This is a genomic window from Salinivibrio sp. ML323 (assembly GCF_001995745.1).
Classification (GTDB): domain Bacteria; phylum Pseudomonadota; class Gammaproteobacteria; order Enterobacterales; family Vibrionaceae; genus Salinivibrio; species Salinivibrio kushneri.
In genome coordinates this window covers 1-12406 of record NZ_MUES01000043.1, presented here as the reverse complement: position 1 = coordinate 12406, position 12406 = coordinate 1, and the positions used below count along the sequence as shown (strand labels likewise).

Annotated in this window: 10 protein-coding genes and 1 CRISPR repeat array; of the genes, 8 read left to right on the top strand and 2 right to left on the bottom strand. The window is 50.5% G+C overall.

What is annotated here, in order from left to right; translation table 11 throughout:
- Positions 1–331: 331 nt before the first annotated feature.
- A complete protein-coding gene (locus BZG13_RS14585) occupies positions 332–580 on the top strand; it encodes a type II toxin-antitoxin system ParD family antitoxin (RefSeq protein ID WP_077487140.1) in 249 nt (82 codons plus the stop codon).
- Positions 577–894: a type II toxin-antitoxin system RelE/ParE family toxin gene (locus BZG13_RS14580; protein ID WP_077487139.1), complete on the top strand. Its 318-nt coding sequence runs from the start codon at positions 577–579 to the stop codon at positions 892–894. Before BZG13_RS14585 ends, BZG13_RS14580 begins: the two co-directional genes overlap by 4 nt.
- Before the next feature lie 216 nt (positions 895–1110).
- Here BZG13_RS14580 and BZG13_RS14575 read toward each other — a convergent pair whose 3' ends face one another.
- On the bottom strand, positions 1111–1395 hold the full coding sequence (locus BZG13_RS14575) for a helix-turn-helix domain-containing protein (RefSeq protein WP_077487138.1): 285 nt from the start codon (positions 1393–1395) through the stop codon (positions 1111–1113).
- Entirely contained in the window at positions 1388–1711 is a 324-nt protein-coding gene (locus tag BZG13_RS14570) for a type II toxin-antitoxin system RelE/ParE family toxin (protein WP_077487137.1), read from the bottom strand. The genes BZG13_RS14575 and BZG13_RS14570 overlap by 8 nt, the downstream gene beginning before the upstream one ends.
- Positions 1712–1966: 255 nt before the next feature.
- Here BZG13_RS14570 and cas1f point away from each other — a divergent pair, with 255 nt between their 5' ends.
- From cas1f to cas6f, 6 genes are read left to right on the top strand one after another with little or no spacing between them, the layout of a single operon-like run.
- A complete protein-coding gene (gene cas1f, locus BZG13_RS14565; protein WP_077487136.1) occupies positions 1967–2938 on the top strand; it encodes a type I-F CRISPR-associated endonuclease Cas1f in 972 nt (323 codons plus the stop codon).
- Complete coding sequence (gene cas3f / locus BZG13_RS15550) at positions 2935–6381, top strand: type I-F CRISPR-associated helicase Cas3f (protein ID WP_108743907.1); 3447 nt, start codon at positions 2935–2937, stop codon at positions 6379–6381. The genes cas1f and cas3f overlap by 4 nt, the downstream gene beginning before the upstream one ends.
- A gap of 37 nt (positions 6382–6418) precedes the next feature.
- Complete coding sequence (csy1, locus tag BZG13_RS14555) at positions 6419–7768, top strand: type I-F CRISPR-associated protein Csy1 (RefSeq protein ID WP_077487135.1); 1350 nt, start codon at positions 6419–6421, stop codon at positions 7766–7768.
- A complete protein-coding gene (gene csy2, locus BZG13_RS14550; RefSeq protein WP_077487134.1) occupies positions 7768–8760 on the top strand; it encodes a type I-F CRISPR-associated protein Csy2 in 993 nt (330 codons plus the stop codon). Before csy1 ends, csy2 begins: the two co-directional genes overlap by 1 nt.
- A gap of 16 nt (positions 8761–8776) precedes the next feature.
- Complete coding sequence (csy3, locus tag BZG13_RS14545; protein WP_077487133.1) at positions 8777–9757, top strand: type I-F CRISPR-associated protein Csy3; 981 nt, start codon at positions 8777–8779, stop codon at positions 9755–9757.
- 9 nt (positions 9758–9766) lie between these two features.
- Entirely contained in the window at positions 9767–10411 is a 645-nt protein-coding gene (gene cas6f, locus BZG13_RS14540) for a type I-F CRISPR-associated endoribonuclease Cas6/Csy4 (RefSeq protein ID WP_077487132.1), read from the top strand.
- A gap of 150 nt (positions 10412–10561) precedes the next feature.
- Positions 10562–11849: direct repeats of the CRISPR family, unit length 28 nt; unit sequence GTTCACTGCCGCACAGGCAGCTTAGAAA.
- Positions 11850–12406 lie beyond the last annotated feature (557 nt).

Genomic DNA, 12406 nt, shown 5'->3' with positions numbered 1-12406 from the left:
TCGAGGTTAATCGTTGGCCTCAATGTCGGATGGCGCAGTGCAACTGGCGCCAGTTGCACTGCGCGCGGCGCAAATCACACCAAGCTTGTACGATCGAGTTAGCGCTTGTCCGACCTACGGACAGGCAGCTTAGAAATCGCTGTTTGAACTGGCACGGCGAGCCGTGGAGTTCACTGCCGCACAGGCAGGTTAGAAAGGATTGAATGAGAACTCTTGTGTGCTGCTATATGCTTAACGTTGTTCGGCTGAATCAATATGAGTTAAAAAGTTGGGAGTCACTTACAAAAAGCGCTATATTCATTATTCATATTTATGAATAAGTGCGATAGTTATGGCAACAACAAGTTTAAGCTTAGGGGAGCACTGGGAAGTGTTTATTAAAAACGAGGTAGCAAGTGGCCGGTACGGCTCTGCTAGCGAGGTTGTTCGTGATGCATTACGCACGCTTGAGGAACGCAAAGCCAAACTGGATGTGTTGCGCGCACATCTTGATGAGGGGGCTCAACAGGCAGCCAGTGACACGTTTGTCGATGACTTTTCAATGGATGAACTGATTAACGACTTGGACGCAGAATCTTGACGGCGAGCCAAACAAAAAAGCAGGTTCGTATTACGCCCAGAGCACGTGATGATCTTAAAAATATTGGTCGTTACACTGAGCGTAAATGGGGAAAGGCGCAGCGTAACACTTATCTAAAGCGTCTAGCTACGCGGTTTACCTGGCTAGCAGAGAACCCGCAATTAGGCCAGCATAGAACAGACATTGAAGACGGATACTATTGCTTTCCTGAAGGACAACATCTTGTCTTTTATCTTATCCGACGCCATGCAATTGATATTATTGGTGTTCCTCATAAAGAAATGGACATTATTAACCATTTCACTATTGGTTAGTGCGCACATTGTGATTGATAACTACTGACATACGCACTACTAATGCGATCTTCCTTCAAATTCTTTGCTATGTTCACTGCCGCACAGGCAGCTTAGATACTGAAATAGTTGCTTTTTTTGATGCCAGTTCATTGTTGGTGGGTCGTGGCATGGAGGAAGTAGGGAGGGGATGGTTCAATATCAACAAAACCGCATGACTGGCATTGACCATACACGTCAATTTGACGCATGTTTGTAGCTAAAGTTGAGCTTGCAATTGCATGCTTTTGCATAGCTAAGCAGGGTTTTAAGAGTTGGATTACTTTTCCCTTTTTCAAGTCGAGAAATATTGCCTTCTTTCGTCCCCATACGTTCTGCAACCTCTCGTTGAGTTAGCCCGGCCTGCTTACGCATACTGAGCAACATATCTATCAATTCAAACTCAGGCGTCAATTCATCGTATGCTTGTTTCACGTCTGGGTTTTGTAATGCTCTCGCTTTTAATGCCTGTAAGCTATTCATTTTTCACCTCTCTCATACGCCCTGTTGCCAATGCTAAGTCCCTCTTTGGTGTCTTTTGGCTTTTCTTCACAAATGCGTGAAGGATATAGATGTTGGGGCCGTCTAAATAGCAGAATAGACTTTGTCCGATTCCTTCTTTTGCTTTGGCGCGAATTTCAAACAGGCCGTTACCTATTGATTCTGTATGAGGAGGACCTAAGTTTGCGCCATGTTTTTCTATTAGTTCAAGCAGCTTGAGCATTCGCGCTTGAATCTTAGGAGGCATATTGAGAATGCTCTCCTCCACGCCTGGGTAAAAAACAATGTTCCAGTTCATCTTTTACTTCTTATTATTATATATGATAAGTTTTTGTGGGGCAAAATCCACTCATCATACCGAGTAATCTCGAGCAATCTTGGCCGATTAGTGTTACCTGATTCGCATAACAATCGTACAGACAGCAGAATGCGATCTTCCTTCAAACCCTAAACTGTGCCTTGTTTCACGGGCATGCATTGCTATTTTTGTTACCTTTCTAGCGCTTGTGAGTGATCTGCTTTGTCACTCGGGACAACCACGAAAGGGACACCCATGGACGATCTATCGCCCTCCGATCTTAAAACCATCCTTCATTCCAAACGCGCCAATATGTACTACCTCGAGCATTGCCGTGTGATGCAAAAAGACGGGCGTGTGTTGTACTTGGCGGAGGCCAAACGCGAAAACCTCTATTTTAATATCCCCATTGCCAATACCACGGTGTTGCTGCTCGGGACTGGTACATCAATCACCCAAGCGGCGATGCGTATGCTGTCGCAAGCAGGCGTTCTGGTTGGCTTTTGTAGTGGCGGGGGCACACCGCTGCATATGGCAACCGAGGTCGAATGGTTTACGCCACAAAGCGAGTATCGGCCCACCGAATATCTGCAAGGTTGGTTATCCTTTTGGTTTGATGACCAAAAGCGACTGGATGCTGCAAAGGCTTTTCAGCTGGCTCGTTTGAGTTACTTAAAGCAGGTCTGGCAAGCGAGCCGTGAGCTTAAGCTTGAAGGGTTCGATGTGGCCGAATTGGCTGGCGCGCTCGACACCTTTGTGGAGCGAACCGACAAGGCCAGCAAGTCAGCTGATTTATTGCTTACCGAAGCGCAGCTGACCAAAGCGCTCTACAAACACGCCGCCAACCGCACGCAAAAAAACGGTTTTAAACGTCAGCATGAGGCCGACGATCTCGCCAACCGCTTTTTAGATCATGGCAACTACTTAGCCTATGGCTTGGCGGCGAGTTGTTTGTGGGTGCTTGGGATCCCGCACGGATTTGCGGTGATGCATGGCAAAACCCGCCGTGGCGCGCTGGTGTTTGATGCGGCTGACTTAATCAAAGATGCCATCGTGCTGCCTTGGGCGTTTGTATGCGCCAAAGAAAACGCCACTGAACAAGAATTTCGCCAGCAAGTCCTGCAAGCCTTTATTGAGCACAAAGCGATAGACTTTATGTTTAACACCATCAAAGCCATTGCGCTGCAAGATTACTCTGAGGATGAGATAACGGAGCAGCAACTATGATGGTGACTTTTATTTCTCAGTGCGAGAAAAAGGCACTGAAGAAAACCCGCCGCGTGCTCGATGCCTTTGCCAACCGAATTGGTGATAACACCTGGCAAACGCTGATCACCGAAGATGGCCTAAACACGGTGCGAAAAATGCTGAGCAAAACCGCCAGCCGCAGCACCGCGGTCAGTTGTCATTGGATTCGCTCGAGAAACCATAGCCAACTGGTGTGGATTGTGGGTAACCGCCGCAAGTTTAACTTAGAAGGCAATGTGCCGGTCAATCGCACTGAGCTGGACCTTGGCCACAAGGAATGGGAGCAGGGTTGGCAGCTTAATGAAGTGATCGTGCTGGCAACGGCCATGGCGGGGTTGTTTCACGATTTTGGCAAAGCCAATGCGTTGTTTCAGCAAAAGCTTCGCGGCCAAACGGCACACCAAGGCGAACCATACCGTCATGAATGGGTATCCTTGCGTTTATTCGAGGCGTTCGCCAAGGGCAAAAAGGATCAGCAATGGCTTGATGAACTTAGCGAGCTTACGCCTGAAACGGCTACTGAGCATGAAACTGAGCTACTGGCGCAACTGTTTACTGAAACGGACGGCTATCAGCCGGTATTTGATGACTTATCGCCATTTGCACGTATCGTGGCTTGGCTGATTGTGTCGCACCATCGGTTGCCGGTGAACTATGATGATGGCGAAGCACCCGTTGAGCTATCGCAAATTGACCAATGGCTTTTCCGTTGCTTTGGCAGCCACTGGAATGCACCCAACGCGCTTAACCTCGCCAAATATAATCCGCAAGCGCTTGTCGATAACTGGCAGTTTCCCGATGGCACCCCGTTTTTAAGTCAGGCTTGGCAGCAAAAAGCTTGTCAATTGGCCCAGCGTGCCCGCCAATATCCGTGGAGCGCTCATGGACAAGTTGATTGGTTATCGCAGCGGTTTGTCAGCCATATGGCACGTTTATCATTAATGCTGGCGGATCACTATTACTCGTCGCTGCCGTTGGAAAAGTCCAAACCCAAATGGCGCGATGGCCACTACGCGCCTATTGCTAACACAGACCAGTCTCAAGGCAAGCGCAAAAACGCGCCACCTAAACAACAGTTAGATGAACACAACATCGGCGTGGCCATTAATGCGAAACGCTTTTCGGAGAATTTACCCTYACTTAAATGGACCTTGCCGGCGATTGCTCAGCACCGCCGTTTTAGCCAAGGCGCCGAACAAGAAAAGTATCGCTGGCAAGATATCGCTTATCGGAAAACCAAAACCATAGCCACTCAGTCGGAAACGCAGGGCTTTTTCGGCATTAATATGGCGTCGACAGGCTGTGGGAAAACCATCGCCAATGCGCGCATTATGTATGCGTTATCCGATCCTTGGCAGGGGTGCCGTTTCTCGGTGGCGCTGGGGTTGAGAACATTGACCTTACAAACCGGTGATGCGTATCGCGACTTGCTGAAACTTGGCGATGACGAGTTGGCTGTGCTCGTTGGCTCGCAAGCGATCCAACGCTTGCACGAGGCGCAAAATACGTCATATCAGTCTTCCGGCGGCAGTGAGTCTACCGAAGACTTTCTCGAGCAACTGTTTATTAGCTACGAAGGGCAAATCTACGATGGACGGTTGAAACACTGGCTAAGTAGTCAGCCTAAGCTGGAGAAATTGGTCAGTGCGCCGGTGTTAGTGAGCACGATTGATCATCTGATGCCCGCTACTGAAAGCCTGCGTGGCGGCCATCAAATGGCGCCCATGTTGCGTCTGCTCAGTACTGACTTAGTCCTTGATGAGCCCGATGATTTTGGTCTTGAAGACCTACCGGCGCTGTGTCGCTTAGTTAATTGGGCAGGCATGTTAGGGTCTCGGGTGTTGCTTTCATCGGCGACTTTGCCGCCTTCTCTAGTAAAAAGCTTGTTTGATGCCTATCGCGCGGGCAGGGCGCAGTTTAATCATGCCCAGTTTGGTGACAGAGCGACGACAAACGGCGCTGACGGTGCACCTGTGATTTGCGGCTGGTTTGATGAATTTACCAGCGAGATCCAAACGATAACGAACAAAACCGAATACGTGACTTATCACCGTGAATTTGTCGCCAAGCGCGTTAAGCGATTAGAGGGCGAGCAACAGGTGCTACGTAAAGGGAAGACGGTAGACACCTCCGCGATTACCTCTCTGGCTGCTCCMCCAATATCCAGCGAACCTCATCTCGACTTTGAGCCGCTTGCGCAACTTATCCATACCCATATTCATCAGTTGCACCATGCGCATCACCAAACTCATGCATCCGGCAAAACAGTGTCGATAGGCGTGGTGCGCATGGCCAATATCGATCCGATGGTAGCGCTGACCCGCGCGCTGGTGCAAATCTCGCCAGATCCGGATCATGCACTCTTTGTTTGCCCGTACCACTCTCAGTTTCCGCTGGCATTACGTTCTTATCGAGAGAGTCGCCTCGATGCGGCGTTAAATCGCCATGATGAAGCGGCGATTTTCGAGCAGCCGGAGATTCGCCATGCTATTGAACATTGTGATGCCAAACACCTGATGTTTGTGGTGGTGGGGACCGCGGTGGTGGAAGTCGGGCGCGATCACGATTACGACTGGGCCATTGCCGAGCCGAGTTCAATGCGTGCCTTAATTCAGTTGGCGGGGCGGGTACAACGTCACCGCCAGCAAGCGCCGGCGACCGCCAATATTCATGTGCTCGAGCAGAACGTCCGTGCGTTAAAAGGCAAGCATCCCGCTTATTATAAGCCAGGCTTTGAAAGCGCGGCTATCCCGCTCGAAAAAGGTTACAAGGTCACGCTTGATGAGGGGCTAACGGCAATTTCCGCCACGCCGCGCATTCAGGAAGTTCCTAAGCTGGAAAAATGCGCCTTTGAGTTTGCTTTGCCGAAAAAAACAGAGGCCAAGCCGGTGAGCCACTGGGGCGTACAAGAGCACCGTGCGTTGCGCTTTACGTTGGRGTTGACGGGCGGGGAAAAGTATCAACCTGATTTCTTCCGAACCGGTAAGGAAGCCGAGCTATGGTGGAACGATACGCTTGTCAGCCAAGCCGCTGGGCTACGTTCGCCCGGTAAACATGCCAGTTGGAGCGGCGAGCTGATCCGGCGTACCCCGTTTCGTCACAGCCAGCCCCAAGAAAGCTTTGTGCTGGCTTATAACGACGATGACAAGCTAGATTGGCAGCAGTTAGATACCTCATGTTATCCCTACCAATACGACGATCAATCATATCGTTTTAACCCCGTCGAAACGTCCATGGCAGCCGGTTGCCATTGGTGGTTTGACGTTAATCCTGAAGCTGTTTATCAGTACTTTGCTGATCAATTGGGATGGCCGGTTAAAAAAGCGAGCCAGCATTTGGGCGAAATACGTCTCGCGGCTGAGCGAGAAGGCCAAAACATCACTTGGTGTTGGCACCCACAGCTGGGTGCTTATCGGGAATAAAGAAAATTAATGGAACAGCAGGATAAAGGAAGCGCTTATGGAAAATAGCCTATATGATGCGCTGCTCGAGTATATCGAACAGAATAAGCAGGTGAAGCTCGAACCCGTGCAAAAGGCGCTTGATAAGGCCCTAAAAGCCGCCGCCAGCGAAGAACAAGTGGCGATCGCCAATGCCGATTACGCGGAAAAAGCCGCGCCGATCGAAGCGAAGTATGAGCCAATTCGCTGGATTACAGACGCCGCGAGACGGGCCAAGCAAATCAGCCTCGCCACCCATTGCCCTAAGTTTACTCACGGCGATGCTAAAGCAACTAGTATGCTGGTCACTGAGGTCGATAAGAGCGAGTCTCGCTACCTCACCAGCTATTCGCTGACCGATAAAGCCATTGATGCGATCGGCAATGCGGCTGCTATGGATGTGGCACGTTTTTTAAAAGTCACTGTGGAAGGTGATTCGCTCATTTCTCAGTTGCAAGCCGGCCATATCAACGCGCTTAAGCCACTCACGGATGACGCTACCTTGCTAGAGACTTGGCGTGCGGGCTTTTCACTGGCTTTGAATGATCAGACGTTGTCAGCCCATAATTTAATTAAGCAAACCTACTTTCCGGTGAATGAGGGCGAGTATAACCTGCTGTGCCCGCTATATTCATCCAGCCTTGCGCACACACTGTACGCCAAGGTGCGCGCAACACGGTTTGGAGAGAGAGTCAAAGCGATTCGCGAGGCAAAGAAAAAACAGCATTATCATCTGGAGAGATGGGAAATTTTTCCGCACACTGTTAAACAAGCTTTTGGCGGAGCAAATAAACAGAACATCTCACTATTAAATAGTAATCGCCAAGGCGAGGGATTTTTGCTCAATGCTGCGCCGCCAAGCTATCAGCAGCAGCCGGAGGATCCTAGCAAGCAAACCAGCATCTTCAACCGCCGTTTAGCCTACCAAGCCAGCCATTTGCTTTACGATTTTCGCGCCTTTCTGGCAAGCCTTACCGAACGGGATCGCAACTTTGCCACCCGTTATCGGCGCGATCATGACTTTATTCTGCCAGTCACTGACTTGGTGTTTGACTATGCCGCACGGGTTCAGCAGCAAGTCTCAGCCGGTTGGAGCCAAGGCGCTGATGATAAGGCATGCCGACTAAAACGTGAACACGCACTTTGGCTGGATGTGTACAACCCCGACGCGCAATTTCAGCGTGAGCGTGAGGCACAAGACTGGCTGGACACTGTGGCCTCTGATTTTGCTGCTTGGTTACTGCGCCAGCTTGAGGACAAAAAACACTATCTGCTTGGTGATACGGAGTTCAATTACATCCGCAAAGTGTTCCTAACCCAGCTAAAAGCGTTTGAGCGCGACACGCCTCAATTTGAGGAGAACCGATAATGGCACAGTATCTATTGCTTAAGCACATTGAGGTGCAAAACGCGAACGCGATCGCAGGGCTGACTTATGGTTTTCCGGCGATCACGCACTTTCTCGGCTTTGCCCATGCGCTATCACGTCAACTCCCTGATGCGATGGGATTGCGTTTGGGTGGCGTGACCGTGGTGAGCCACAAAAACAACGTTCATGCACGGCAGCCCAAAGGGTGGGGCGACTATGTCTTTGCCTTAACCCGCAATCCGGTCACCGCCAAAGGTGAAACGGCACCAATCAATGAAGAGGGACGCATGAATATGCAAATCTCTTTGCTGATTGAGGTTGAGGGACTGATTGCCGGTGATAAAGCCGCCGCAGCACAGTTGATCGCGGCGGTGAAAGATTTGGCGCCCCAGCGACGGCTTGCGGGTGGGCAAATCTTAGCGATTGGCGAGATTGAATTGCTCGCGGATGCAAGTATGCAGAAAAAAGCGTTGCGCCGTCTCATGCCGGGCTTTGTCCTTTGTGACCGACATGATTATCTCGCCCAGCATCATCAACAGCTATTGCAACACAATACGCAGGCTAGCTTATTTGATGCTTGGTGTGAGTTTGCCATGTTGACGTACCAAGCCGTCGCCGATAATGAAAGCGCACCTGACGACGATAACCAACCCGTTTCGGCACAATGGCAGCGCGTGAAAAAAACTGAACCAGGATACTTTGTGCCGATTATGACGGGCTACCGCGCGGTTTCCCCTTGTTATGCCGCAGGCGAGGTCGCCAATGTCCGCGATCCGGCGGTGCCGGTAAGTTTTGTGGAAGCGGCATACAGCGTGGGTGAGTGGCGCAGCGTCCACCGGCTCACCGATATCGACGAGGCATGCTGGCGTTATCACGGTGAGCATCCTTGGTATCTTGCCCGTGTGACGACAGCGACGCATGCCGAACCCATTGAACCTGACGTTGTGCCCACAACCGAAGACAACACTGACTTTGACCCCGACTTTTTGTAATTAAGGAGATTTCATCATGGCAGATAAAAAACTGACTACCCCTTCCGTGCTTGCCTTTGAAGCGAAGCTTTTACCTTCGGATGCACTAATGTACGCCGGCAATTGGGAAGGCGATTGGCAATCCATTCAAGTGAACGAAAAGTCCGTGCGAGGCACCATCTCTAACCGCTTAAAAGCGAATACCGCCAATGATCCCACCAAGTTGGATGCGGGGGTGACTGACGCCAACCCACAAACGGTCGATGTTGYGGCACTACCGCATGATGCTGATACGCTCAAAGTGACCTTCTCACTGCGCGTGCTCAGCGGACTGCATGTCCCGTCAACCTGTAATAACCCGGACTATCAGCAAGTGTTGGCCGATAAAGTGCGTGACTATCAATCAGAAACCGGTTTTAAAGAGCTGGCGCAACGTTACGCGCACAACATTGCTAATGGGCGTTTTTTGTGGCGCAACCGTGTCGGTGCCGAGCAAGTCAAGGTGGTGGTCACTGCGGGCGAGAAGCAATTTAGTTTTGATAGTTATGATTTCAGCTTACGTGATTTTGACGCGCACCCCGATGTCACCGCGCTAGCAGAGGTGATCCAATATGGCTTAACAGAAGCGCATGCGCTTATTCATGTTGAAGCCTACTGCCAACTGGGCGAAGGGCAAGCGGTCTACCCCTCTCAAGAGCTGGTGATGGGCGGCGGCAAAGGCGACAAAAGTAAATTCTTGTATCAATTAGATGGCCAAGCCGCGATGCACTCACAAAAAATCGGCAACGCGCTGCGCACTATTGATACTTGGCACCCTGCCTATGACGAAGTGGGCGCAATCGCCATTGAACCTTATGGCTCGGTGACTAACCGCGGGGCGGCGTATCGTCAGCCCAAAGAAAAGAATGACTTTTACAACTTGCTCGATGGATGGATGTTAAAAGACAAAACCCCAACGCTCGAACAGCAGCATTACATTATGGCGATGCTGATCCGCGGCGGCGTGTTTGGCGCGTAAGGAGGCACAATGCAGTGTTACATTGATATCACCTTGTTGCCCGACACCGATATTTCGGCAGATTTTCTCTGGCACAAGGTGTTTCAGCAAGTGCACATTGCCTTGGCAGAAAACAAAATCGGACCGAATAAATCGGCCATTGCGGTGGGGTTTCCGGACTATCGCCAAGGTGATTTCCCACTCGGCCACCGATTGCGCTTGTTTGCACAAACCAAGGAAGAATTTGAGCAGCTGAATATTCATCGTTGGCTGTCTCGCTTGACCGATTATGTACATATCAAAGCGGTTAAGCCGGTACCAGAAGGGGTGCAAGACTATGCCTACTTTAAACGTTGGAACTACAAATCGCCGCAGCGACTGTATAAAAACCTCGATCGGCGCGCGGCCGCGATTGCCAGCAAAAATGGTTACGATGAGGCGGAAGTAAAGCGTCGTTTGTTGGAAAACATTAAAACGGACGACAAACGCTGGTCGCTGCCTTTTATTCAAGTCACCAGCCTGTCGAGCCAAAAACGAGCAGGGCGTACGGAAGAGTTTGCTTTGTATATCGAGCGGGAGACTACCAAGCAGCCGCCAAACAAGGACCAACCGTTCACCTGTTATGGGCTAAGTCGACGCGAACCCGACCAGCAATCTGCGGTACCGTGTTTTTGAGGGGGAAACCCCTCTTTACCCCTTCTTTTTGGGCTCTTTAAAAATAAACTTTAAATACAGCTAGTTACGGCAGGCCGTTTTTAACAAGGGTAAAAGACGATTTTTATCCTAACGGCCTGTTGTAACAGATGATTGTTAGGTTATTCTATAGTTCACTGCCGCACAGGCAGCTTAGAAAAACTGCCAAAGCTGGCTAATGAGCGCGTTAATGTTCACTGCCGCACAGGCAGCTTAGAAAACGCTCAACCACGAGCGAGCCAAGTTCGGTTTGTTCACTGCCGCACAGGCAGCTTAGAAAAATCATCGGTATTCGTGACCGCGCCAATGCCGGTTCACTGCCGCACAGGCAGCTTAGAAATTCTGCCCCGTCCAACGCGGCGGCGGCTGCCTGTTCACTGCCGCACAGGCAGCTTAGAAAGAGAAGATAAAGAAACAGATCGCGGACTTAAGGTTCACTGCCGCACAGGCAGCTTAGAAAACAGTGAGAGATTTGCAGGGGCGCGGCATCAAGTTCACTGCCGCACAGGCAGCTTAGAAAGCGAGTCGCGGCATCGCTTGATAGAATCGGGCGTTCACTGCCGCACAGGCAGCTTAGAAAACGATGTGTATCCCAAGGCTTGTCATGTGTATGTTCACTGCCGCACAGGCAGCTTAGAAAGTCTAACGCGGCGGCGGCTGCCTCGTCGTCACGTTCACTGCCGCACAGGCAGCTTAGAAAGCCATACGCTGCGCATACCGCTCAAACTCCAAGTTCACTGCCGCACAGGCAGCTTAGAAATGATGATTTAGGAGCGTAAGACATGCCAAACAGTTCACTGCCGCACAGGCAGCTTAGAAATGATGCAATCAAAGAGTTTGGCATCACTAACTGTTCACTGCCGCACAGGCAGCTTAGAAAAAAACGGCAAGGAGACGCAGTTTAAAGGGAAAGTTCACTGCCGCACAGGCAGCTTAGAAATGCATCCACCTCGTCAAGCATTTTATCTAACAGTTCACTGCCGTACAGGCAGCTTAGAAATCTCTTGCTGGTAGACGCGCCCCCAGAAAGAAGTTCACTGCCGCACAGGCAGCTTAGAAATTGATGCGGTGAATTTTATCAACGGCAACGAGGTTCACTGCCGCACAGGCAGCTTAGAAAACGTTGGCGTTCAATTTCTTTGATATGGTTTCGTTCACTGCCGCATAGGCAGCTTAGAAATGATCTTGCTGATAATATTCAAACCATTCCTTGTTCACTGCCGCACAGGCAGCTTAGAAACCGCGCACTTTCTTGGCCTGACCGTTGAACTTGTTCACTGCCGCATAGGCAGCTTAGAAATGCGAAAAGTACGGCTCGATGCTTTCGCCGTTGTTCACTGCCGCATAGGCAGCTTAGAAAATCGAAAATTTGTAATTAATTGCGGTGATTAAGTTCACTGCCGGACAGGCAGCGTAGGTGACACAAGCCCCAGCACGATTTTGGATAGGTGCACATTGCCAACGGGCGCCTGTCACGATNCGCATAGGCAGCTTAGAAATGCGAAAAGTACGGCTCGATGCTTTCGCCGTTGTTCACTGCCGCATAGGCAGCTTAGAAAATCGAAAATTTGTAATTAATTGCGGTGATTAAGTTCACTGCCGGACAGGCAGCGTAGGTGACACAAGCCCCAGCACGATTTTGGATAGGTGCACATTGCCAACGGGCGCCTGTCACGATCGAGGTCAATCGTTGGCCTCAATGTCGGAGGCGCCAGTTGCACTGCGCGCGGCGCAAATCACACCAAGCTTGTACGATCGAGTTRGCGCTTGTCCGACCTACGCATAGGCAGCTTAGAAATGCGAAAAGTACGGCTCGATGCTTTCGCCGTTGTTCACTGCCGCATAGGCAGCTTAGAAAATCGAAAATTTGTAATTAATTGCGGTGATTAAGTTCACTGCCGGACAGGCAGCGTAGGTGACACAAGCCCCAGCACGATTTTGGATAGGTGCACATTGCCAACGGGCGCCTGTCACGAT